A 24,266-nucleotide genomic window follows, 5' to 3' on the forward strand; every position below is an offset into this window, starting at 1 on the left:
GCCCGTGGCGCCGTCCGCGGAGGCCGGACCGGCGGGGAGCGCGGCCGGTTCGCGCGCTTGCCGGATTTTGACAGGTCTGGACCACGGGCCGGAAACCGTTGACCCGGCCGCGGGTCGATGTGAGGGTTCGGCCGGTCCAGACCATGGCATGTCACCGTCACCCCATCCCGGATTGACGTGCCCATGCTCTGGGGGCGACGGCCGGACAAGGGCCGCACACCTCTCACAAGGAGCCGCGATGCTGAGAAAGATGGCAGTGGCCGGGATATCCCTGGCCGTGACGCTCGGGGGGGTGGTGGTGCCGGCCTCGTTCGCCGCGGCGGCACCGGCTTCCGCACCCGCCGCGGGCACGCCGGAGCAGACCCCCGTCGCGAAGGCCGTGGCCGCCGCCGACCAGGCCGTGCGCAGCGGCCTCGACGCGCTCGCCAAGGGCCCGGACGAGCAGTACGACCGCCAGCAGGTCACCCCCTGGGTCAAGGGCCTGTACTCGGTCGCCTACCAGCGCACCTACGAGGGCCTGCCGGTCGTGGGCGGCGACGCGGTCGTCCTCGCCGACGGCACCGGCACGGTCCGCGGCGTCCAGTCCGCCACCAGGGCCCGGATCTCCGTCTCCACCGAGCCCTCGGTCACCGCCTCCCGGGCGGCGGCGGCCAGCCGCGCCCGGCTCGCGCACATCGACAGGGCGGACACCCCGCGCCTGGTGGTCCGGGTCGAGGACGGCGCCGCCGCCCTCGCCTGGGAGACCGTGCTGACCGGGCGTACCGGCACGAACGTGCCCAGCAGGCTGCACGTCTTCGTGGACGCCCGCACCGGCAAGGTCCTCGGCACCCACGACGAGGTGCACGCGGGCACCGGCAACAGCAAGTGGAACGGCCCCAACCCGCTGACCATCGACACCTCCAGCTCGGGCAGCAGCTATGTGCTGCGCGACACCACCCGCCCCGGCCTCCAGTGCTCGGACTACAGCGGCGGTGTGTTCACCAAGTCCACCGACAACTGGGGCACGGGCAACCCCACGAGCAAGGAGACCGGCTGCGTCGACGCGATGTTCGCGGCGCAGAAAGAGTCGGACATGCTCAAGAACTGGCTCGGGCGCAACGGCCACAACGGCAACGGCGGCAGCTGGCCGGTCAAGGTCGGCCTCAACGACCTGAACGCCTACTGGGACGGCTCCACCATCACCATCGGGCACAACAGCGCCAACGAGTGGATCGCCGGGATCGACGTGGTCGGCCACGAGTTCGGCCACGGCCTGGACACCTTCACGCCCGGCGGCGACAACCACGAGAGCGGCCTGGGCGAGGCGACCGGCGACATCATGGGCGCCCTCACCGAGGCGTACGCCAATGAGCCGTCGCCGTACGACACTCCCGACTACACCGTCGGCGAGATGATCAACCTCCAGGGCCGCGGCCCGATCCGCAACATGTACAACCCGAGCCTGATCAGCAACAACCCGAACTGCTACTCGGCGTCGATCCCCTCCACCGAGGAGCACGCGGCGGCCGGCCCGCTCAACCACTGGTTCTACCTGCTGGCGGAGGGCTCGAACCCGGGCGGCGGCAAGCCCTCCAGCCCCACCTGCAACAACTCCACCGTCACCGGCGTCGGCATCCAGAACGCCGGCAAGGTCTTCTACGGCGGCATGCTGCTCAAGACCAGCGGCATGACCTACAAGCGCTACCGCACCGCCACGCTCACCGCGGCCAAGAGCCTGGACTCCACCTGCGGTCTGTTCACCGCCACCAAGGCCGCCTGGGACGCGATCAGCGTCGGCGCCCAGACCGGTGACCCGACCTGCCAGATCGAGCAGTCCGACTTCACGCTGGCGCTGAACCCGGCCACGGGCTCGGTCCAGGCGGGCGCCTCCGCGCGCAGCACCGTCGGCACCACCGCCGTCGGCGGCACCCAGCAGGTCTCGCTGACCGCCTCGGGCGCTCCCGCGGGCGCGAACGTCTCCTTCAGCCCGGCGACGGTCACCTCCGGCGCCAGCTCCGCCATGACGGTCACCACCGCGGCGTCGACGCCCGCCGGGACGTACCAGATCACCGTCACCGGCAGCGGGGGCGGCAAGACCCACACCGCCCAGTACACGCTGACGGTCGGCGGGGGCGGCACCGAACCGGGCACCCCGCCCGACGTCGACGTGGCCAAGGTGCAGGCGCACCTGACCCAGCTGAACACCATCGCCACGCAGAACGGCGGCAACCGCCGCTCCACCTCCGCCGGTTACCGTGCCTCGGTCGCCTACCTCAAGGACAAGCTCCAGGCCGCCGGCTACACGGTCACCGAGCAGGCCTGCACCTCAGGCTGCACCTCCGGCGCGGGCAACAACCTGATCGCCGAGTGGCCCAAGGGCGACGCCAACAACGTGTACATGTTCGGCGCCCACCTCGACAGCGTGTCCGCGGGCCCCGGCATCAACGACAACGGCTCCGGTTCGGCGACCCTGCTGGAGAACGCGCTGACCCTGGCGCAGACCAACCCGACCATGAAGAACCGGGTCCGGTTCGCCTGGTGGACCGACGAGGAGCAGGGCCTGAACGGCTCCAGCTTCTACGCCCGCACGCTCTCTGGCACCGACCGCTCCCGGATCAAGGCGTACTACAACTTCGACATGGTCGCCTCGACCAACGCGGGCTACTTCGTCAACAACCTGAACTCGGCGGCCTCGGCCCCGATGAAGGCGTACTGGGACTCGCTGGGCCTGGCCCCGCAGGAGAACGTCGAGGGCCAGGGCCGCTCCGACGACTACTCCTTCCAGCAGGTCGGCATCCCCACCTCGGGCTACGCCACCGGCGCCGATGCGGTGAAGTCCTCCTCCGAGGCCGCCAAGTGGGGCGGCACCGCGGGCCGTTCCTACGACTCCTGCTACCACTCCTCCTGCGACACCACCAGCAACATCAACGCCACCGCGCTCAACCGCAGCGCGGACGGTGTCGCGTACACGATCTGGAAGACCTCGGTCGGCGACACCCCCGTGCCGGGCAACGACTTCTCGATCTCCGCGAACCCGGCCACCGGCACCGTCCAGCCCGGTTCCTCCGCCTCGGTGACCATCGCCACGGCGACCACCAGCGGCGACGCGCAGACCGTGCGGCTGTCGGCCTCCGGCGCCCCGTCCGGGGTGAGCGTCTCCTTCAGCCCGTCCTCGGTGACCTCCGGCCAGTCCGCCACCGCCACCGTCCAGGTCGCGGCGGGCACCACCGGCGGTACGTACACGCTGACCGTCACCGGTGCCGGCGAGGCCACGCACACCACCACCTACACCCTGACGGTGCCCGGCGGGGGCGGCGGGACCACCTGGCAGCAGGGCGCCACCTACCGGGCGGGTGACGTCGTGACGTACAACGGCGTCAGCTACCGGTGCCTCCAGGGCCACACCGCCTACCCGGGCTGGGAGCCGCCCAACGTCCCCGCCCTCTGGCAGCCGGTGTGACCGGCGGGGGTCCCTGTGATCCCCGGCTGATCCCGGGCCGGTCCGGGCTGATCCCGGGCCGATCCCCGGCCGGTCCGGGCTGATCCCGGGCCGATCCCCGGCCCGCGGGACGGACCCGTCCGTCCCACGGCAGCGCCCGGTCGCCGCACCGGGTGGGCCGAGCCCCGGGCCCCGGCCGTCCCCTCCCGTCATCCGGGGGACGGCCGGGGCCCGGTCCGTGTGCGCTTGCCGAGCCCGCCCGCGGCCCGCACGGTGGAGGTATGGGTGCGCAGGAGGGCCCCACCCTCATCTCCTCGGTGCAGCGGGCGTTCCGGCTGCTGGAGGCGGTCGGGGCCCACGAGGGCGGCGCGCCGGCCAAGCAGCTGGCGCGGGAGACCGGACTGGCTCTGGCCACCACGTACCACCTGCTGCGGACCCTGGTGCACGACGGCTATGTGCGCAAACTGGAGGACGGCGCCTTCGTCCTGGGCGAGCGGCTGGGCGCGCTGCACCAGGAGAGCCGGACGCAGGCGCGGCTGAGCCGGGTCCGCCCGGTGCTCGGCGCCCTGCGCGACGATCTGTCCGCCGCGGCCTACCTCACCTTCTACGAGGACGGCGAGATCCGGGTGGCGGAGATCGTCGACGGCCCCCGGGCGCCGCGCGCCGAGCTGTGGGTGGGCTTCGAGGACGCCGGGCACGCCACCGCGCTGGGCAAGTGCGTGCTGCGCGAGCTGGACGACGAGGCGCGCGGCGAGTACCTCTCCCGGCATCCGCTGGCCGACCTCACCCCCCGGACCGTCACCCGCCGCACGGAGCTGCTGCGGCGGCTGGACGCCTTTCCCGACGCCCCGGCCGTGACCGACCTGGAGGAGTACTCCCTCGGGATCGTCTGTGTCGCCGTCCCCGTGTACCGGGGCGACACCCTGGGCTCGCTCGGCGTCTCCCTGCGCATGGACCGCGACCGCCCGGTCCCGGACGAGAAGACCGTCGAGCGGCTGCTCGCGGCGGCGGACCGGGTGACCAGGGGCCTCTCGCTCACCATCTGAAAACCGCACTCTTGTGACGCGATGCGCGAAACACGTCTACTGGATGTGACGCGGCAAATGCGATCTATAGGTTATTTGATCTCCAGGTCATCCGATTCCGGGATCGCGCGCCGTGCGAGGGGAGGGCGGCGCGGTACGCCGGACGGCGAGAGAGACCGAGACCGAGAGAGACCGAGAGAGACAGCGAGGCAAGAGTGCGGATGCCCATACAGCCCATCCCGGCCCAGGTCCAGCCCATCCCGGCCCCGGAGGCCGACGTCCTCGGTCGGCGCACGGCGAACGGCTGGACCGTCGTCGGCGTGAGCGGCGAGGTCGACATCTGTTCCGCTCCCGGGATCCGCGCGGCCGTCCTGCGCCTCATCGACGAGGGGCACCGCCACTTCGTCCTGGACCTGCGCCGGGTGACGTTCCTGGACTCGATGGGCCTGGGCCTGATCGTCGCGCTCACCAAGCGTCTGCGGTCGCACGCCGGGTCCCTGGCCCTCACCTGCTCCGACCCCCGCGTCCTCAAGGTGTTCAAGGCCGGCGGCCTGCACGCCGTCTACGCCTTCCACGACACCGTCGCCGAGGCGACGCGGCACGCCCCCGAGGGCAGCGGTCTGGCGGGCTGGCCGCACCACCGGGCGTTACGGGCTCCGCTCACGGCCGGTCGTCGGGACGCCCGGCGCCCCCCTTCCCCATGAGCATGCGGACGCGTCGGCTGAGAGCCGCCCCTGCGGCGGTGAGGAAGACGAACGTGTAGAGGATCTGGAGCACGGTGACGACCCGCGCGGACTGGCCGTGCGGGGTGATGTCGCCGTAGCCGATGGTCGCCAGGGTCACCAGGGTGAAATAGAGCGCGTCCACGCGGGTGCTCAGCCCGGTGATCTCGCCCGGATGCCGGGACAGGACGTAGTACCCGCCCGCGAAGACCAGCACGGACAGGGCCATCAGGACCGGGATGGCCAGCCCTGGGCGGGTGTCCGGCCTGTCGGTGAGCACCTCGTGGATCTGCCGCAGGATCAGCGCCGCCACCGCGGCGAGCACCAGCACGAACACCGTCCAGCTCAGGACCGGGCGGTGCGGTCCGAGCCCGTCCAGGGGCAGCAGGAAGTAGACGGTGACCAGGGACCCCACGAAGAGCACCGCGCCCGCCGGGACCGCGGCCCGGCGCAAGGACCCCGCCCGGCCCGAGCCGTCGTCCCTCACGCTCCGCCTCCTCCCGTACGGCATCCGTACGGCATCCGTACGGGTCCCCGGTGACGGGCTCCAGTAAAGAACGCGGGGGTACGGGGCGCACGCCGGGCGCGCGTCCGGGCCCGGGGCGGCGGGAGGCGGCGGCACGACGGCGGCCGGGAAGCAGGGGAGGGAGGAGGGAGGAAGGATCGGTGAATGGCGGATTCCGGGGCGGCGGAGCGCCCGTGATCCGTGTATGCGCCGCCGGTCCGACAGGATGTCGGTGGCGCCCCCGGCAGGACTCGAACCTGCGGCCAAGCGCTTAGAAGGCGCCTGCTCTATCCACTGAGCTACGGGGGCCTGGTGGGTGGCTCTCGCCGTGGTGCCGCCCGTGCGGGCCGCTCCGTGACGTCGCCGGGGACAAGGATAGGGCTCCCGCGTCCTTGCCCCTGTCGCTTCGCCTCCGTGGCTCGATGTGGAGGTTCGGTGAAGCGGTCCTGATAATCGCAGGCAGGTGCGAATCGTGCATCGCTTTTGATGCCTCGGGCACCGGGTGTTGTGCACTCGTTATGCCTGGCCTGTGCCGTCGCCCCAGTCGTCCGTTCCATCCCTTGTGTTCCGTCGGCACGCAGACATGCTCATATGCTTCAGAATTCCCCTAAAATTGGGCATTCTTCGCATGTGGTGACCTTGGACGTACGGCCTCAGCTGCTCGAAGCACTCTCCGCCCTGCGCGACCGTGTCGCCGCCGCACGCTTCCCGCTGCCGCTCGCGGGGGCCCCACGCGCGCGTGCCAACCGCGACGAACTGCTCGCCCAGCTCGACGACTACCTGGTACCGCGGTTGAGGGAACCCGACGCGCCGCTGCTGGCCGTCGTCGGCGGATCCACCGGCGCGGGCAAGTCCACGCTCGTCAACTCCCTGGTCGGACGGCGGGTCAGCGAGGCGGGGGTCCTGCGGCCGACGACCCGGACCCCGGTCCTGGTGTGCCATCCGGAGGACCATCACTGGTTCAGCGGCATGCGCGTCCTGCCCGACCTCGCGCGCGTGTGGCTGCCCCGCCAGGACCCCGCCGCCACGGCGCTCGGCGACGAACTCCCCCCGACCGAGGACGATCCCGCGCGCGTGCTGCGCATCGAGACCGTGGAGACGGTGCCCCCGGGCCTCGCCCTGCTGGACGCGCCCGACATCGACTCCCTGATCGCCGAGAACCGGGCCCTGGCCGCCGAGCTGATCTGCGCCGCCGACATCTGGGTCATGGTCACCACCGCCGCCCGCTACGCCGACGCCGTCCCCTGGCACCTGCTGCGCACCGCCAAGGAGTACGACGCCACTCTCGTGACGGTCCTCGACCGGGTCCCGCACCAGGTCGTCTCCGAGGTCTCCCGGCAGTACGGGGCGCTGCTCACCAAGGCCGGACTCGGCGACGTACCGCGCTTCACGGTGCCCGAACTGCCCGAGTCCGCCTGGGGCGGCGGACTGCTGCCCGCCACCGCCGTGGCCCCGCTGCGCACCTGGCTCGTCCACCACGCCCAGGATCCCGCGGCCCGCCGCTACGCGATGGGCCGCACCGCCCACGGCCTGCTCGACTCGCTCAAGTTCCGGATGCCCGAACTGGCCGGTGCCGCCGCCGCGCAGCACTCGGCCGCCCTGCGGCTGATCTCGGCCGTCGACAGCGCCTACGACGGCGAGCACGCGCGCGTGCGGGGCCGGTTGCAGGCGGGGACCGTGCTCGCCGGGGACGCCCTGAAGCGGTGGCGCGCCTACCCCCTGGATTGCACCGCGGGCGAACTGCTCGACGCGCTCGTGGAGAGCCTCGGCGCGCTGCTGCTGTGCGCCGTGACCGCCGCCGACGAGCGCATCGACGACGCCTGGCGGCGCGAACCGGCCGCCACCGCGCCCGGACTCGCCGACCGCGCCCCCGCCGCCGAGGGCGCCGAGCACCGCATCGGTCTTGCCGTACGGCGCTGGCGGCGCGAGCTGGAGGAGTACGCCGAGGACGAGGTGCGCGAGCTGGACCGCAGCGTCGCGCCGGACCCCGAGGTCGTCGCCGCCCTGGCCGCGACCGGACTGCTGGGCGGCCGCCGGGGCCGGTCCGCGGGGGAGGGGCTGGCCGAGCGGATCGGCGCGCACGGCGCCCTGCGGCTGCGCGACCGGGCCGGCCGGCTGCTCGCCGACTACCTGGACCGCGTGATGCACACCGAACGGGAACGCCGGCTGGCCCCGCTCGACGCCCTGGAAGTGCACCCCGAACCCCAGGCCGAACTCATCGCCGCGCTGTCCGTACTGCTGAAGGAGAGGTGACCGGTGACCGCCGTCACTGATCAGGACCGAACGGAACACACCGCCCATGCCCCGCGTACGGGCCGTGCGGAGCACGCGGAGGCCGCTGAGGCCGCGGAGGGGCCGGGCGGGGGAGCGGACGCGGACTCGGGTGCGGGTGCGGGTGCGGTAGCCACCGGCAGGTACGGGGCGCGGGACGCGCCGGGGCGGGGGGCCGGGCGGTCCGGCCCCGGGAGGCCCGATCCGGGACGGGCCGACGCCCGTGGCGGCAGCGGCAGCGGCAGCGGTGGCAGCAGTGGTGGCGGGGGCGGCGGTGTTCCGGCGGGCCGGTCCGCCGGAGCCGCCCCGGCCGGTGAGGGCAGCGGTGGCGGCAGGGAGGAAAGGGAGGACAGGGACGGTGCGGACAGCAGGAGCGGCGGGGACGGCAGGACCGCCGCCACCGCGCTCGCGCGGCAGGCGGACCGGGACGAGCGGTACGCGCGCGTGAGGGACGACGAGACGCACGCGCGCGTGCGGGACGACGACCGGCACCCGCGCGGCACGGAGGGCGACGCCCCGGGCCGCGGCGGCGCCGACGGGTCCGGAGCCGGAGCCGGAGCCGGAGTCGGATCCGGGGCCGGGTCCGGATCCGGGGCCTGGGACGACGGGCTGATCGCGCGCCGGGTCACCGAGACCGGCACGGGCACGAGCGCCGCCGACCTCGTGCACGCGGACCCCCGGCCCGCCCGGACCCTGCCCGTGCCGCCGCTCGCCTACGACGGGCCGCTGCGGTCGCGGCTGGACGCGCTGCGCGAACTCGTCGGGCTCTCCCGCACCCGGCTGGACAGCCGCACCCTCGCCGAGGCGGGGCGCGTCCTCGACGAGGCGGCGGCGCGCCGCCGACTGTCCGGGCAGCACACCGTCGTCGCCATCGCGGGCGCCACCGGCAGCGGCAAGTCGCAGCTGTTCAACGCCCTCGCGGGCGTGGCGATCTCGGAGACGGGGGTACGCCGGCCGACCACCGCCGCCCCCATCGCGTGCAGTTGGAGCGACGGCGCCGCGAGCCTCATCGACCGCCTCGGCATCCCCGGCCGGCTGCGCAGGCGCCCCGTGCAGGGCCCGGACGCCGACCCGCAGCTGCGCGGCCTGGTCCTGGTCGACCTGCCCGACCACGACTCGGCCGCCGTGCAGCACCGCGAGCACGTGGACCGCATCCTCGGGCTCGTCGACGCGGTCATCTGGGTCGTCGACCCGGAGAAGTACGCCGACGCCGTCCTCCACGAGCGCTATCTGCGCCCTCTGGCGGGCCACGCCGAGGTCATGTTCGTCGTCCTCAACCAGGTCGACCGGCTCCCCGGCGAGGCCGCCGACCAGGTCCTCGACGACCTGCGGCGACTGCTCGACGAGGATGGCGTGGCCCTCGGGGAGTACGGCGAACCGGGCGCGACCGTGCTCGCCCTGTCCGCGCTCACCGGGGACGGCATCCCGGAACTGCGCGAGTCGCTCGGCCAGTTCGTGGCCGAACGCGGGGCCGCCGCCCGCCGGGTCGCGGCCGACGTCGACGCGGCGGCGGACCGGCTCCGGCCGGTGTACGACACCCGGCGGCGGCCCGGACTGAGCGAGGAGGCGCGCGAGGAGTTCGCGGCCCGCCTCGCGGACGCGGTGGGCGCCACCGCGGCGGGCGAGGCGGCCGAACGCGCCTGGCTGCGCAACGCCGGGCGCGCGTGCGGCACGCCCTGGCTGCGGCTGTGGCGCTGGTACCAGGACCGGCGCGAACCCCCCACGGGCCGGCTGCCGGTACGCGCGCAGCCCGACGAGGAGGCCACCGCGCGCCAGCGCGTCGAACAGGCGGTGCGCACGGTGGCCGAACGGGCGGCGGCCGGACTGCCAGCGCCCTGGGCGCAGGCGGTGCGCGAGGCCGCGGTGCGCGGGTCCCAGGGACTGTCCGAGGCCCTGGACGAACTCGCGGCGCGGGCCGGTCTGCCCCCGGGCCGTCCGCCGCGGCCGGGCTGGTGGCCCGCGGCGGTCATGGCGCAGGCGTCGATGACCATTCTCCAGGTGGTCGGCGGTCTGTGGCTGGTCGGCCAGATCGCCGGTGTCCTGTCCCCGAACCTCGGTGTGCCGGTGCTGTTGATGATCGCCGGGATCGTCGGCGGACCCATCGTGGAGTGGAGCTGCCGCATCGCGGCCCGTGGCCCGGCCCGCAGATACGGGCAGGAGGCCGAACGCCGGTTGCGGGAGGCCGCCGCCGGGTGCGGACGGGCCCGGGTGCTGGATCCGGTGGCGTCCGAACTGCTGCGCTACCGGGAGGTTCGCGAGCAGTACGCCCGGGTGACGGGGGCGAGCGGGCGGTGAGCGGAGCCCTGGCGGGGCCGGAAGGCACTCGGCACCCGATCGGGTGAGCGGGTTGTCCACAGGCGGGGGGTGCTCCACAGGGTCCGGCGGGCTCGTCCCGGCGGCGGCAGTCTGGTGCCGCGGCGATCGCGACGGAAGCGGTCGGCGCGGCAGCCGCAGCGGATGCGGCGGACTCAGCCGTACGGGACGGGCCCGTTCGGGTGTCCGCCCGGCCGGGGAAGGCCGGGCGAGGGAGGGGCAGACGATGAACGAGACGACGGTCTGCGTGGTCGGCAACGTGGCGACCCGGCCGGTGTACCGCGAACCGGCCGCGGGCGCCTCGGCGAGGTTCCGCCTCGCGGTCACCGCGCGCTACTGGGACCGGGAGAAGAACGCCTGGACGGACGGGCACACCAACTTCTTCACGGTGTGGGCCAACCGCCAGCTCGCCACGAACGCGATGGCCTCGCTGAACGTGGGCGACCCCGTGCTCGTGCAGGGCCGCCTGAAGGTACGGACGGAGACCCGCGACGGCACCAGCAGGACCTGGGCCGACATCGACGCCACGGCCATCGGCCACGACCTGGCGCGGGGCACGTCGGCGTTCCGCCGCTCGGGCCGCCCGGAGCAGGCCGCGCCCGCGGAGCCGCCGCGCCCCGAGCCTTCTTGGGAGACCCCGGATCCGGCACCGCGCGCACAGCCACGACAGCGATCGGGTCCGGAGCCGGAGGACCGTGAACCGGACCGGGAGCAGAACCGTGAACAGGACCGGGAACCTGCCGCGGTGGCCTGACGACAGGCTGTCCACCGGACCCGCCCGGCCCCACCCTCCGTCCGCGGGCAGGGTTGTTTTGTCGACAAGCTCTGCTCGCGGGCGGTGGCGGCGATAACGATTCCGATTCGGATCAGCCCCCTGACGACCTGACAGCAAGTGCCGGTGCAAGGGGTCCTTAGGATGCCGAACGTAGCTCATGGGCCTGGAGATTCTGCTGGTGGGACCGCACCCCCACGTGAACGGGTCCTGCTCGAAGGGGAATTCTGTGTGTGCTTCGTACTCTGCGCCGTCCGCGCGCGGGCGAGGGGCGGCCCGTCTCGCCGCCGCGGCGCTGGCGTCCGGACTCGCCGTCGCCGCCGTGCTGGCAACCGCCGGCCCGGCGGCCGCGGACGGCAGGCCGCAGAGCCAGGGCGGGGCCACCGCCGTGATGGGCGGTCTGAAGACGTACGGTGCCGCCGTCCTGCACGACGAGACCGGCAACCACCAGATCTCCGCAGGGCTGTTCGAGATGGCCGTGGACGGCGGCGGCATGCTCCAGACGTACTGCGTCGACATCCACAACCCCACGCAGAAGGACGCCAAGTACCAGGAGACCCCCTGGAGCGGCACCTCCCTCGGCGCCAACAAGAACGCCGGGAGGATCCGCTGGATCCTGGGGCACTCCTACCCCCAGGTGAACGACCTCGCGGCGCTCGCCGCCAAGGCCGGGGTCAAGAACCTCACCGAGCAGGATGCGGCGGCCGGCACCCAGGTGGCCATCTGGCGCTACTCCGACGGTGCCCGCGTCGACGCCGTCGACTCCCGCGCCGAGAAGCTCGCCGACTACCTCCAGCGCAGCGCCCGCGACGAGGCGGAACCGAGCGCCTCGCTCAGCCTGGACCCGCCCGCCGTCTCCGGCCGCCCCGGCGGACGACTGGGCCCGGTCACCGTGCGCACCGGCGCGAGCAGCGTGACGGTGTCGCCCCCCGCCGACGCCGGCGGTGTACGGATCGTCGGCAAGGACGGCAAGCCGGTCACCACCGCGAAGAACGGCACCCGCCTCTACTTCGACATCCCCAAGAGCCCCACGGGCGCCACCGACTCGGGCGAGAGCACCGACGGCACCCCCCGGACCCCGGACGCCGCGGCGGGCTCCGCCGAACTGACCGTCCTGGCCTCCACCACCGTGCCGGTCGGCCGCGCCTTCACCTCCGACAGCCGCAGCCAGACCCAGATCCTGGCCGGTTCCAGCGAGTCCACGGTCTCCGCGACCGCCGTCGCCACCTGGGGCGAGCACGGCCCGATACCGGCCCTGTCCGCCGAGAAGAACTGCGCCAAGGGCACCCTGGACATCCGCGTGACCAACAAGGGCGACCAGCCGTACACCTTCGACCTGATGGGCACCGCCCACAGCGTCCCCGCGGGCGCCACCCGCACCATCGCGATCCCCCTCCAGGAGGACCAGCCTTACGACTTCACCCTCGTGGGTCCTGACGGCCGCGCCCAGCGCTTCACCGGCGTCCTCGACTGCAAGACCCAGGGCGCCGCGATCGGCACCAGGACCCAGACCCTCGACACCCCGGCCCCGGCCCCCACCCCGGTCACCGCGGGCAACGTCCCCACCACCCCCGACCTCGCGGCCACCGGCGGCTCCGACACCACCCCCCTGATCGCCGCCATCGGCCTCAGCCTCCTGGTCCTCGGCGCCACGGCGCTGAGCATCCTCCACAAGAAGAGGACCACTCAGGACTGACCGGACCCGGATCCGCGCGGCGGCTCATTTCCACGACCGATGCCCGCATCCGGGACGGATGACGGTGGCTGTTCGAGCTGGAGAGCGTTCGGATGTCACCGCGTGGCCGGTCCGCCCGGTGGGTGGCCCATGGCGGCGAGCCAGCCCCCGACCGTGCGGAAGTCGGGGTCCGCCAGTCCTCTGGCCGGGTCGACGCGGTGGAGCAGGGACCGGGCCGGGTGCTGTGCGGTGACCCAGGTGTGGTCCATGGCGGTGATCTCGTCGTCCAGCCAGATGAACGGCCGGCCGTCGGCCCACTCGACCAGGGGGCGGGTCTTCCAGTGCAGGCCCCGGGGGCCGTCGTCCGGGTCGGTGGCCGGCCACTGCACCACGGGAAGCGGCGGCAGGCCGAGGAGCGGGGCGACGGTCTCGTTCGCGTCCTGCATCCATGTCGTGGCCCAGACGAGCGTGCAGCCCAGGGCCAGGAGGCGAGGTCCGATGGCGGGGTCCAGCCGGTCCAGCAGCGGGTTCCCCCCGGGCCCGGCGGGCAGGGCGGCGGCCTGCGGCAAGGCGTTCGAGGATCCGAAGGGGATGAGCGGGCCGTCGACGTCGAGGAAGAGGAGGGGAGGCTCCGCTGCGCTGGTCACAGCGGCACGATAGCCCGGCCGGGCGGCGAGTCCTGGCCGTCACCAGTGACTCCCCGGTCAGGTGTCCAGGGCCGACGCTTATCCGCTCGGACCGGCCGTGGGGAGCCCGGGAGCCTCAGGTCCGGCGGAGGGCGGTCCGCATCTCTTCGATCAGCGCGGTACGGGCCCGGCCGGCTGCGCGCCAGGCGTGGACGTACCGCGCCGAGTCCGGGGCGTGTCCCGCGGCCACCGCGTCATGGAAGTCGAGGACGCCGAGGGTGGCGCGGCCGGCGCTCTCGACGATCCTCCGTCGGGCCACCAGCTCCAGTCGCTGCTGTGCCGCGTACACGCCGTGCTCGCCGATCGCGAGGTGCCCCTTGCCCACCCGGTCGGGGGACGGGGCCGTCCGGGAGAACGCGTCCCTGGCCCCGGAAAGGGCCGACAGGTACTCCGTGCACGCGGTGCGCAACGTCTCACGGTCGCGTTCCGCCCGGTCGCGCCGCCATCGGACGTGATCGGCGGCGAGGGTGGCGATGACCCCGAGCACGGTGCCCACGGCTGTCGCCGCGATCGTCGACCACTGCATCTGTCCTCCACTGCATCTGCCCTCCCGGAAGGCGCCGGTACGGCGTGAGACCCCTGCGGACAGGGCGACGTCCACCGGACGTGCCGCCCCCAGCCTCCGGCCGCCATGGGCGAACCCCCAGGTCAGAGCCGCCGTACCCCACGCGTTTCCGCGCAGGGGTGGCCGTACGGCAAGATGGGGTGTATCTGCCCACTGCCAGTTTCAAGCTGCCGGACGGTTTCTCTTGGCTGAGTTCATTTACACCATGCGCAAGGCGCGCAAGGCGCACGGCGACAAGGTGATCCTCGACGACGTCACCCTGAATTTCCTTCCGGGTGCCAAGATCGGCGTCGTCGGCCCGAACGGTGCCGGTAAGTCGACCGTGCTGAAGATCATGGCGGGGCTCGAACAGCCCTCCAACGGTGACGCGTACCTGTCGCCCGGCTACACCGTCGGCATCCTGCTCCAGGAGCCGCCGCTGAACGAGGAAAAGACGGTCCTGGAGAACGTCCAGGAGGGCGTCGCCGAGGTCAAGGGCAAGCTCGACCGGTTCAACGAGATCGCCGAGCAGATGGCGACCGACTACTCGGACGCGCTGCTGGAGGAGATGGGCAAGCTCCAGGAGGAGCTGGACCACGCCAATGCCTGGGACCTCGACGCCCAGCTGGAGCAGGCCATGGACGCGCTGGGCTGCCCGCCCGGCGACTGGCCGGTGGCCAACCTCTCCGGTGGCGAGAAGCGCCGCGTCGCGCTGTGCAAGCTGCTGCTGGAGGCGCCCGACCTGCTGCTCCTGGACGAGCCCACCAACCACCTCGACGCCGAGTCGGTGAACTGGCTGGAGCAGCACCTCGCCAAGTACGAGGGCACCGTCGTCGCCGTCACCCACGACCGGTACTTCCTGGACAACGTCGCCGGGTGGATCTGCGAGGTCGACCGCGGCCGGCTGCACGGCTACGAGGGCAACTACTCCAAGTACCTGGAGACCAAGGCCACCCGTCTGCGGGTCGAGGGGCAGAAGGACGCCAAGCGGCAGAAGCGCCTCAAGGAAGAGCTGGAGTGGGTGCGGTCGAACGCCAAGGGGCGCCAGGCCAAGTCCAAGGCGCGACTGGCCCGCTACGAGGAGATGGCGGCCGAGGCGGACAAGATGCGCAAGCTGGACTTCGAGGAGATCCAGATCCCGCCGGGCCCCCGCCTGGGCAGCGTGGTCGTCGAGGTCGACAAGCTGAACAAGGCCTTCGGCGACAAGGTCCTCATCGAGGACCTCAGCTTCACCCTCCCGCGCAACGGCATCGTCGGTGTCATCGGCCCGAACGGCGCCGGCAAGACCACCCTGTTCAAGATGATCCAGGGCCTGGAGGAGCCGGACTCCGGCAGCATCAAGGTCGGCGAGACCGTCAAGATCTCCTACGTCGACCAGAGCCGCGAGCACATCGACCCCAAGAAGACGCTGTGGGCCGTCGTCTCCGACGAGCTGGACTACATCAACGTCGGCCAGGTCGAGATGCCCTCCCGGGCGTACGTCTCCGCCTTCGGCTTCAAGGGCCCGGACCAGCAGAAGCCGGCCGGCGTGCTCTCCGGCGGTGAGCGCAACCGCCTCAACCTCGCGCTCACCCTCAAGCAGGGCGGCAACCTGCTGCTCCTGGACGAGCCGACCAACGACCTGGACGTCGAGACCCTCGGCAGCCTGGAGAACGCGCTGCTGGAGTTCCCCGGCTGCGCCGTGGTCGTCTCCCACGACCGCTGGTTCCTGGACCGGGTGGCCACGCACATCCTCGCCTACGAGGGCGACTCCAAGTGGTTCTGGTTCGAGGGCAACTTCGAGTCGTACGAGAAGAACAAGATCGAGCGGCTCGGCCCGGACGCCGCCCGGCCGCACCGCGCCACCCACAAGAAGCTGACCCGGGGCTGATCGAAGCAGATGCGCCACACATACCGCTGCCCGCTGCGCTGGGCGGACATGGACGCCTACGGCCACGTCAACAACGTGGTGTTCCTCCGCTACCTGGAGGAGGCGCGCATCGATTTCCTGTTCCGCCCGGACAAGGATTTCCAGCAGGGGTCCGTGGTGGCGCGTCATGAGATCGACTACAAGCGGCAGCTCGTCCACCGGCACGAGCCGGTGGACATCGAGCTGTGGGTGGCCGAGATCCGGGCGGCGTCCTTCACCCTCGGCTACGAGGTGAAGGACGGCGACCGGATCTACGTCCGGGCGTCGACGGTGATCGTGCCGTTCGACTTCGAGGCGCAGCGCCCGCGGCGGCTCACCGCCGAGGAGCGCGAGTTCCTCGGGGAGTACCGGGACGAGACGGCCGAGGAGGAGGCCGTCGCCGCATGACGGTGCTCCACCTCGCCGACGAGACGGAGGCGGCCGACCTCGCCGCCTTCCTCTCCCGGCTGCTGCACTACGACCGTGCCGCCGCCGTCCGCCTCCAGGCGGCCGGGACGGCGCTCGCGGTGTTCGGGCGGCCGGCGTCGTTCGAGGTGCTGGCGGTGCGCGCGGTGGCGCTCGCCAAGCCCTACGAGGACGGTCTCGACGCCACGCTCGACGTGACCGTCTCCGCGGGCGAGCTGCTGGAGTCCATCGACGAGCAGGCCGCGACGGGCGTCGTACCGGCCGCGGTGACCGGGCCGCCGTGGGCGGGCGTGCTCCCGCCGCGCGGCGGCTGGCGGCGCGAGCCGGGGCTGCCCCCGGCCGAGGCGCTGCGCGCGCTGGTGTCGGCGGCCGTCGCCGAGTTCCGCTCCCGTACGGGGGGCCTGGTGCCCGAGCGGCGCACCCGCGCCGAGCTGGACCGGATCGGGCGGGAGATCTGGTCCCGGACGGTCGGCGAGACCGCCCTGCCGGTACGGGCCGTGCACGCGGCGCAGTCCCTGGGCTTCCTGCGCGGAACCGCGGCCACCGGCCCCACCGGGGCCTCGCCCGTGTCACCTGCGTCACCCGTGTCGCCTGCGTCGTCCGCGCCGCCCGCCGTCTCGGCCGGGGCCGCTACCCCCGCCGTGCCCGCGCCGGGCGGGCCCGCGCTGTTCTCCTCGGGTGCCTGGCTCCGGCTGCGCACCCCGTTCGGGTCGGTGGCGGTGCGCCGGGCCGGACTCGGCGCGCTGGGCGTCAGCGTCCGCTGAGCGCGGCCCGGTGCGCCGGGCCGCCGGTCCCGCCGGGCGCGGCGCGCGCTCAGGCCCGTTCGCTGTCGCTGTCGTCGGGCCACACCGCGATGTGGTCCTCCTCCAGTTCCAGCGCGACGCGGTCGCGCATGCCGAGGGTCCGGGTGTAGTCGGCGGGCAGCTGGAGCCGTCCGGCCCGGTCCAGCATGGCGTACTCGCGGCTGACCACCCGCTCGTCGCCGGTGGCGGCGTCCACCTCGCTGCGGCGCAGCACCTCCGTGGAGGTGCGGCCGTCGCGGATGGCGACCGTGCGGCGGACCTCGGTGGCCACCGCCTGGTCGTGGGTGACGATGACGATCGTGGTGCCCAGGCGTTCGTTGGCGGTGCGGAAGGCGGCGAAGACCTGCTCGCCGGTGTGCGAGTCGAGTTCGCCGGTGGGCTCGTCGGCGAGCAGCACCGAGGGATTGTTGGCGAGGGCCACCGCGATGGCGACGCGCTGCTGCTGGCCGCCGGACATCTGGTGCGGGCGCCGGTCGCGGCAGTCACCGACCTCCAGCAGCTCCAGCAGCTCCAGCGCGCGTTCGGCCTTGGCGCGGCGGGCCAGGCCGCGGGCACCGGCCAGCTGCATGGGCAGCGCGACGTTCTGCGCGGCGGTCAGGTACGGCAGCAGATTGCGGGAGGTCTGCTGCCAGACGAAGCCGACGACCTCGCGGCGGTAGCGCAGCCGGTCCTTGGCGGTCATGGCGAGCAGGTCGTGGTCCCCGACCCGGGCCGCGCCCGCGGTGGGCGTGTCCAGACCGGCGAGGATGTTCATGAGGGTGGACTTGCCGCTGCCGGACGCGCCGACGAGCGCCATCAGCTCGCCCTTGCGCACCAGCAGGTCGAGGCCCTGGAGGGCCTGCACCTCCACGCCGTCGGCGGAGAAGATGCGGACCAGCCGGTCGCAGGTGATCAGCGCGTCATGGCCGTAGGCGGGCCGGGTGCGGTCCTCGGTGGCGCGCCGGGCCAGGTCGGCGAGGGTGGGGTTCGTCGTCATCGCAAGACTCCTGCACGGCGGCTGTGGCGGCTGGGGCGGCTACGGCGGCGGGGGCGGGGGCGGTCGGAGGGACTGGTTCGGCTTCCGGCCCGCCCGAGCGGGCCGTCCGCCCCGGTGGCGTCCGCCCCGGCGGCGTTCGCTCCGGCGGTGCTCGTCGCGCCGGCCGCGTTCTCCGTGCCGGTGGCGCTCATCGCGCGTCCCCCGCCCGCAGCTCCCGTACGGACCCCTTGCGCCCCGTCCACCAGGCCTGCACGGCGGCGACCGCCACCGCCAGCAGCAGGACCGCGACGGCGGGCACGGCCAGGGACAGCGGGTCGGCGCGCAGCGCGCTCGCCCCGGTGGCGCCGACGTTCGTCGGCAGCGCGATCGTGGTCAGGTCGACACCGGGGGACAGCAGCCGGATCGTCGCCCAGCCGGTCAGCGCGCCACCGGCCGCGGCGAGCACCGCCTGCGGCAGCGACTCCAGCACCAGCAGGCGGCGCCCCTGGGCCCGGGTGAGCCCCATGGTGCGCAGCCGGGCGAGCATCGCGCCGCGCTCCTGCGCCGAGCGCAGCAGGGCGAGGAGCAGGGCGAGCACCGCGTAGCCGGTACCGGCCGCGACCGCCGCCGTGTAGATGCGCTCGGCGCCGGACTGGAGCGGCGAGTCGACGAACCGGGCCCGCACGGCGGAGCGCAGCTCCACGCCCACGGACGCCCCCGCCGCCCGGCGCAGCGCGCCCGCGTCGAGCCGGTCGCCGGTCAGCAGCAGGGTGCTGGTGCGGGCGGCCTGCCGGGTGAGGCCGGAGCGGTCCACGACCAGGAAGCTGGTGCCGATCACGGCCGGTGTCCGCTCCCGGACCAGTGCGATGCGCACGGTGACGTCGCTGCCGTCGTCCAGCCGCACCGGGAAGGGCTGGGTGCCGTAGGTCCGGGCGACCGAGGGGGAGGCCAGCGCGGGCAGCGGGCTCCCGCCGCCGGACGGCCGGCGCAGCGCGTCCTGGGCGAAGGCGCCGAGCCCCGTGCGGCCCGAGAGGGCCGCGTAGTCGGCGGGGACCACACCGGCCAGGGTCACCTGGGTGAACCCGGTGCCCGCCTTGGCCTGGTAGTTGACGGCGGCCTCGGTGACCGCGCGGACACCGGGGGTGCGGCGGACGCGGTCGGGCAGGGCGGCGGGCAGCACCCCGGTGCCCTCGACGCGGGCGTCGGCGCCGACCGCGATGAGCGCGGCGTGGTCGCGGGCGCCCGCCACCCCGGCCAGCACGGAACCGCCGAAGGCGGCCGTGGTGAGCGCGGTCAGCAGGGCCAGCAGCGGCAGTACGGCCGAGACGGACGTACGGCCCGCGCGGGCCAGCGACAGATGGCCGACGGCTCCGCGCAGCCGCGCGGCCGGGCGCGTCAGCAGGCGCAGCGGCAGCGGGTAGAGCCGCACCAGCACCAGCGCGGCGATCACGCCGATCAGCACCGGGGCCAGCGAGACCAGCTGGTCGCCCGAGCCGTCCGAGGCGCCGGACACCCCGCGGCGGCGCAGCGCGATGACCGCTCCCACGGCGATGACCAGCAGCGTCAGCTCGGCGACCGTACGGCCCCTGGAGGGACGTACCGACATGGTGTCCTCGCGCGGGGCGTGGACGCGGACCGTCCGGTGGGCCAGCGCCGCGCGCAGCGGCAGCGCGGCGCAGGCGACGGCCGTGACCGCGACGGCGGCGGCGACGGCCGGGAGACGGCGGCCCTCGTCCACGGCGAGCAGGGCCGCGCCCAGGCCGACGGCCCCGGCGGGCACCGCGACCACCGCGGTCTCGGTCAGCAGTCGGCCGGTGAGCCCGCGCAGCGAGGCGCCGCGGGCGCGCAGCAGGGCCAGTTCGGCGCGGCGGCGGTCGGCGGCCAGGCCCCCGGCCATCAGCAGGACGACGAGGGCGACCGTGGCGCCGCCGAACGCGGCGACCGCGACCAGCGGGCCGACGCCGGAGGTCAGCCGCCGGTAGGCGGTGAGCACGTCGTCGAGGTCGGTGTCCGCCTGCGCGGCCGGGTCGGTGGCGGCGCGGATCCGGCCGAGGCCCGGCCCGGCCTCCAAGGTGGCGACCGCCGACGTCAGCCCGTCCAGGTCGTAGGCGTGCAGGGCGCCGGGGTCGGGGGCGATCTGCCAGTAGCGGACCGGCTGGCCGTTGGTGGCCAGCAGGGCGGGGGCCGCCTCCGGCGGGAGCAGCAGGGCGCCCAGCCAGTAGAACAGGGGGTCGGGGTTGCCGGGGATCCGCACCAGGGCGGGTGTGCGCAGCAGCGTCTGGGCCGACCAGTAGGCGCCGTTCGGCTCGCGGGGTGTGACGATGCCGGTGACGCGGACGGCCAGCGGCGGCCGGGACACGGCGGGCACGTGGACGACCGAACCCACCTTCACATGCAGGCTCCTGGCCGTCTCGGCGGTGACGGCGGCCTCCACCTCGGCGCTCTCGGCGCTCACCTCGCCGTCGGCCCGGGGCAGCCGGCCCTCGCGCACGGTGGAGTGCGCGGCCAGGCCGCTCTGCGCGGCGAGCCGGATCTGCGCGGGGATGCCGTAGGGCCGCGGGAGCCACGGGTCCGGTGCGCTGAGATCGGCGGTGTTCTGCACCCCGTACGAGGACTGGGCGGCGTCGACGCTCAGCGGGGCCGGTACGGCACCGGCGACCCGGGCGAACTGGCGGCCGAGCGCCGGGGGCAGCAGCGCCTGGTAGCGCTCCTCGGCGGGCAGCTGGAGGCCGGGCTGCGGCGCCGTCACCGTCAGGACGGTGCGTTTCGGGGTCGCCTGGTCGACGGCGCGGGCCAGGCCCGCGTCCTCGTAGCGGTCCAGGGCGCGCGGGAAGGCGGCGGCCAGACAGGCCGTCAGCGCGACGAGCAGGGCCAGGGCCGCGGCGGCACCGGGCGCGGTGCGCAGCCGTACCCGGACCCAGGCGGGAGCGACGGTGCGGGTGTTCACCTCACTCACCTCCGCGGTCTCGAAGGGACACCGCCGGGTCGGCCCGGCGCAGGGTCATGACCGCCGTGACGACGAGCGGTGCGGCGGCGACACCGGCGAGCAGCAGCGCCACCTGGCCGGGCGGGAGCTGGACCAGCACCGTCGGCACCGGTTTCGCGGCCTGCCCGGTCAGGACGATCAGCGGAATCACGGCCCGGGTCAGGACCGTGCCCAGGGCCACGCCGACCACCAGCGCGAGGGCCACCAGCACGCCCTGTTCGGCGGCGAGCATCCGGGCGAGCTGGCGGCGCGGGGCGCCCAGGGCCCGCAGCACCGCGAACTCGGCGTCCCGTTCGCGCAGCGCCCCGGCCGCGCTCACCGCGAAGCCGAGCGCGGCCAGCGCCGCCGCGACCACCGCGGCGGCCGTGAACGCGGCGGCCGGTCCGGCGCCGAACGGGTCGTCGCGCAGCCGGTCGGCGATCTCGGCGCGCACCACGACCTGCGCCGGGTCGATGTCGGGCAGGGCGCGCAGGGCGGCGGCGACGTCGGCGGTGTGCGCGGGGTCGGCGCTCAGCCACCACTCGGTGGGCTCGGCGCTCTCGCCGTAGCCGCTCTGGAGCAGCCGGTTCACCGACCGCAGGTCCATCAGGATGCCGCCGCCGTCGTGGGCCGCGTCCGGGGCGGCGCTCTGGCCCGCTCCGGACGTGGTCGGCAGCTCGTGCACCGCGCGGACGATCCGCACCGGCAGGTTGCGGCCGGCGAACGTGACGTCCATGCGCTGTCCGGTGCGGGCACCCGTGGAGGCCAGGAAGCGGTCGGTGGCCACCGCCGCGATCTCCGTCTGCGCGGGCTGCCCGACCTGGAGCCGGACGCTCACCGTGCCCACCTCGTAGCTGTCCTCGCGCGGCACGTACCCGGTGCCGTAGGTGACCGTCAGCGGCCGGGCCGAGGTCACCTTCGCGGCGGCCGGGGCGTTCCTGCGGTCGGGGAAGGAGTCCTGGTCGCCGCCGGAGGAGAGCGCCGTCCACGCCGTCGGCAGGGTCAGGGCCCGCGTCGTGCCGCCGTCGCCGACGGCCTCGATCCGGGACACGGTCAGACGGTGCTCGGCGGCCCGGTCGACCGGCTGGGCCACGCTCAGGTCCAGGCCGGTCAGCGTCAGCGGGCCCGCGCCGGGCGGCAGCCGCAGGTCGAGGGGGCGGGCGCGGCCGTCGGCGGGCAGCGCGGGCAGGGACGTGCGGTAGGGGACGCCGTACCGGTCCTCGACGGTGACCGCCAGGTCGACCGGGGACGCCGGCTGCTCGGCCGGGGTGCTGCGCACCGCCGCCGTCAGGCGCAGCCGGGTGGTGCCCTTCGGCACCGGCACGCCCGCCGCCGCGCCCTTGGGGGCCAGCTGCGCGAGCAGCGGCGTCACCGGCTGCGGCGCCAGGTCGGGGCGCATCAGCACCGCGCCGGAGGCGGTGGTGGTGTCCAGGGCGAGGGCGGTCGCCGTCCGGTCGCCGGACAGCGGCAGGGACGAGCGGACGGCGGGGGCGGCGGACCGCACGTGCGGGACGGCCGCGTACTGCTCGGTGCGGCCGAGGCCGCCCTCGCCCGCGCCCATCACCCGCACCGGCGCACCGGCGAGGAAGTCGGCCTGGTCGTCCTGCGAGCGGTCCCAGGAGGCGTTCTGGCCGATCGCCAGCATGCCCAGCGCGATGGCCAGCACCAGCAGCAGCACCGGTCCGGCGCCGCGCGTGGGGCGGCGGCTGAACTGCCAGCCGGCCAGCGCGGTGGGCAGTCCGCGGCCGCCGGCCGCCCGCCGCTCGGCCAGCCGCGCCACCGGCGGCAGCAGCCGCAGGGTCAGCACCGTGCCGGCCAGCAGGGCGAGCGCGGGCGCGGTGACCAGCAGCGGGTCGATGCCGAGCCCGCCGGCGCGGTCGCTGCCGACCGCGCCGGAGGACTGCTGGTTCAGCTGCCAGTAGGCGACACCGGCCACCGCCAGCAGGCCGACGTCGGCGCCCGCCCGCAGCGGCGCGGGCAGCGCGCGGGCCCGGTGGCCGGGCGCGAGGGAGGAGGTCAGGGCGGGCAGCGTCACCGCGAGCGCGCAGCCCAGCGCCACCGCGGCGGCGACCAGCCAGACGCCGGGGCCGCCGGTCACCGGGACGTCCGGGTGCAGCCCGATCCGGGCCAGGGCGCCCTGCCCGGCCAGCAGCCGGGTCAGCGGCCCGGCGAGCAGCGGCGCGCACACCACGGCCGGCACGGCCAGCAGCAGCGCCTCCGTGGCGGCGAGGCCCGCCAGCCGGGCCCGGGAGCCGCCGCGGGCCCGCAGCAGCCGGCTCTCACCGGCGCGTTCGCTGCTCAGCAGCCGGGCCACGAGCAGCAGCGCGTACCCGGCGAGCAGCGCGAGCTGGAGCGCGGCGATCAGCAGGGTCGAGCGGGCCACCAGCAGGGAGCGGTCGATCCGGTCGAGGACGTCGGGCAGCGTGGTGGTGACGGTCGGGGTGGCGCCCAGGGCGGTCGTCTTCTTCAGGGCGCCCGCGCCCGCGCCGACCGCGTCGCGCAGCGCGCCGGTCCGGCCGGTGGTCAGGGTGCCGAAGTCCGCGGCGGCCTGCCAGGCGGTCTGCCCGGCGCTCACCCGGTCCCCGGCGAGCAGTCCGGCGTCGGCCAGCAGCGGCCCGTACGTCGTGAAGTCGACCTTGCGGACACCGCGTCCGCCCAGGTCGTCGAGCTGCCAGTACGGCGCGTCGGCCTGTACGGGCCGGTATAGGCCGGTGATCCGCACCTGGACCTCGCGGTCGTGCAGGCGGTCGCCGAGGGTCAGCCGGGCGCCGGGCTCCAGGCCCAGGCGCTGCGCCGCCGCCTGCGGCAGCGCGGCCTGGAGCTCGCCCGTCGCGGTGGCGTGCGGGAGGCTGCCGGAGACCAGCCGCACCTGGGCCGGTTCCAGGGCGGCGAAGTACGTCAGGTCCGGGTCGCCGGAGCGCTGCGCGGCGGTCTGGAGCGTGCGCGGCAGGGAGTAGGGGCCGGAGCGGGCCAGCGTGTGCACGCTCACCGGCAGGCCGTCGAAGGCGGTGCGGACCTGCTTCCGTACGGCCGCGTCGGCACCGGCGCGCTGCGCGGGCGGTACGTCGGCCTTGACGACGAGGGTGGTCCCGGCCGCGTTGCGCGGGTCCCGCAGCGAGTGGCGCAGCGCGGCGTCGCCGATCGCGCCGGAGTAGGCGGTGAGCGTGGCCAGCACGGCGGTCGTCAGCAGGACCGAGAGCACCGCGGCGGCCAGGAGCAGCCGGTGGGCGCGCGCCCGCGACAGGATGAATCCCGTGAACCCCGCCACCCGGCTCCCCCGTAGTTGTTCAGACCTTTC

At 74.5% G+C, this 24,266-nt stretch carries 16 protein-coding genes and 1 tRNA gene; 10 read left to right on the forward strand and 7 right to left on the reverse strand.

Features of this window, described 5'->3' with window-relative positions:
- The first annotated feature begins 238 nt into the window (after positions 1–238).
- The 3 genes from ACWDYF_RS30940 to ACWDYF_RS30950 all read left to right on the forward strand — a co-directional run bounded on the left by ACWDYF_RS30940 (position 239) and on the right by ACWDYF_RS30950 (position 5,147).
- A complete protein-coding gene (locus tag ACWDYF_RS30940; RefSeq protein ID WP_389472886.1) occupies positions 239–3,439 on the forward strand; it encodes a M28 family peptidase in 3,201 nt (1,066 codons plus the stop codon).
- Between the two features lie 260 nt (positions 3,440–3,699).
- On the forward strand, positions 3,700–4,464 hold the full coding sequence (locus tag ACWDYF_RS30945; protein WP_381743050.1) for an IclR family transcriptional regulator: 765 nt from the start codon (positions 3,700–3,702) through the stop codon (positions 4,462–4,464).
- A gap of 200 nt (positions 4,465–4,664) precedes the next feature.
- On the forward strand, positions 4,665–5,147 hold the full coding sequence (locus ACWDYF_RS30950; protein WP_389472889.1) for an STAS domain-containing protein: 483 nt from the start codon (positions 4,665–4,667) through the stop codon (positions 5,145–5,147).
- Here ACWDYF_RS30950 and ACWDYF_RS30955 read toward each other — a convergent pair.
- The gene (locus ACWDYF_RS30955) at positions 5,104–5,619 is read right to left on the reverse strand and encodes a potassium channel family protein (protein ID WP_389472990.1); all 516 of its coding nucleotides are present in this window, start codon (positions 5,617–5,619) and stop codon (positions 5,104–5,106) included. The genes ACWDYF_RS30950 and ACWDYF_RS30955 overlap by 44 nt on opposite strands.
- A 284-nt stretch (positions 5,620–5,903) precedes the next feature.
- Positions 5,904–5,979: transfer RNA gene (locus ACWDYF_RS30960), tRNA-Arg, on the reverse strand.
- 321 nt (positions 5,980–6,300) lie between these two features.
- Here ACWDYF_RS30960 and ACWDYF_RS30965 point away from each other — a divergent pair.
- From ACWDYF_RS30965 to ACWDYF_RS30980, 4 genes are all read left to right on the forward strand, one after another.
- Positions 6,301–7,923 (forward strand): dynamin family protein, encoded by a 1,623-nt coding sequence (locus ACWDYF_RS30965; RefSeq protein WP_381743054.1) that lies wholly within the window; start codon positions 6,301–6,303, stop codon positions 7,921–7,923.
- A gap of 3 nt (positions 7,924–7,926) precedes the next feature.
- On the forward strand, positions 7,927–10,236 hold the full coding sequence (locus tag ACWDYF_RS30970) for a GTPase (RefSeq protein ID WP_389472893.1): 2,310 nt from the start codon (positions 7,927–7,929) through the stop codon (positions 10,234–10,236).
- Between the two features lie 244 nt (positions 10,237–10,480).
- Positions 10,481–11,008, forward strand: a complete 528-nt coding sequence (locus ACWDYF_RS30975) for a single-stranded DNA-binding protein (protein WP_037892964.1) — start codon at positions 10,481–10,483, stop codon at positions 11,006–11,008.
- Positions 11,009–11,255: 247 nt separating this feature from the next.
- Positions 11,256–12,722 (forward strand): Cys-Gln thioester bond-forming surface protein, encoded by a 1,467-nt coding sequence (locus ACWDYF_RS30980; protein WP_389472898.1) that lies wholly within the window; start codon positions 11,256–11,258, stop codon positions 12,720–12,722.
- Positions 12,723–12,817: 95 nt separating this feature from the next.
- On the opposite strand, the gene ACWDYF_RS30985 is transcribed toward ACWDYF_RS30980, so the two are convergent.
- Together ACWDYF_RS30985 and ACWDYF_RS30990 are read right to left on the reverse strand one after the other, a co-directional pair.
- The gene (locus ACWDYF_RS30985) at positions 12,818–13,348 is read right to left on the reverse strand and encodes an HAD domain-containing protein (protein WP_389472901.1); all 531 of its coding nucleotides are present in this window, start codon (positions 13,346–13,348) and stop codon (positions 12,818–12,820) included.
- Positions 13,349–13,463: 115 nt separating this feature from the next.
- Positions 13,464–13,913 carry a hypothetical protein gene (locus ACWDYF_RS30990; protein WP_389472904.1) on the reverse strand — a complete coding sequence of 150 codons (450 nt, stop codon included), beginning with the start codon at positions 13,911–13,913 and terminating at the stop codon, positions 13,464–13,466.
- Positions 13,914–14,136: 223 nt separating this feature from the next.
- Between ACWDYF_RS30990 and ettA the strand changes: the two genes are divergently transcribed.
- Genes ettA through ACWDYF_RS31005 form a run of 3 tightly spaced genes read left to right on the forward strand, consistent with a single transcriptional unit; the run spans position 14,137 to position 17,009 of the window.
- On the forward strand, positions 14,137–15,801 hold the full coding sequence (ettA, locus tag ACWDYF_RS30995) for an energy-dependent translational throttle protein EttA (RefSeq protein WP_026252626.1): 1,665 nt from the start codon (positions 14,137–14,139) through the stop codon (positions 15,799–15,801).
- Positions 15,802–15,810: 9 nt separating this feature from the next.
- Positions 15,811–16,227, forward strand: coding sequence for an acyl-CoA thioesterase (locus tag ACWDYF_RS31000; RefSeq protein WP_018568429.1), 417 nt, complete (start codon positions 15,811–15,813; stop codon positions 16,225–16,227).
- The gene (locus ACWDYF_RS31005; RefSeq protein ID WP_389472909.1) at positions 16,224–17,009 is read left to right on the forward strand and encodes a serine/threonine-protein kinase; all 786 of its coding nucleotides are present in this window, start codon (positions 16,224–16,226) and stop codon (positions 17,007–17,009) included. The genes ACWDYF_RS31000 and ACWDYF_RS31005 overlap by 4 nt, the downstream gene beginning before the upstream one ends.
- Before the next feature lie 49 nt (positions 17,010–17,058).
- Here ACWDYF_RS31005 and ACWDYF_RS31010 read toward each other — a convergent pair whose 3' ends face one another.
- The 3 genes from ACWDYF_RS31010 to ACWDYF_RS31020 all read right to left on the reverse strand — a co-directional run bounded on the left by ACWDYF_RS31010 (position 17,059) and on the right by ACWDYF_RS31020 (position 24,236).
- Positions 17,059–18,024, reverse strand: coding sequence for an ABC transporter ATP-binding protein (locus ACWDYF_RS31010; protein WP_381743067.1), 966 nt, complete (start codon positions 18,022–18,024; stop codon positions 17,059–17,061).
- A 187-nt stretch (positions 18,025–18,211) separates the two neighbouring features.
- A complete protein-coding gene (locus ACWDYF_RS31015; RefSeq protein WP_389472913.1) occupies positions 18,212–20,950 on the reverse strand; it encodes an FtsX-like permease family protein in 2,739 nt (912 codons plus the stop codon).
- A 1-nt stretch (position 20,951) separates the two neighbouring features.
- On the reverse strand, positions 20,952–24,236 hold the full coding sequence (locus ACWDYF_RS31020) for an FtsX-like permease family protein (protein ID WP_389472916.1): 3,285 nt from the start codon (positions 24,234–24,236) through the stop codon (positions 20,952–20,954).
- Positions 24,237–24,266: the final 30 nt, after the last annotated feature.

Source organism: Streptomyces sp. NPDC003284 (assembly GCF_053589675.1).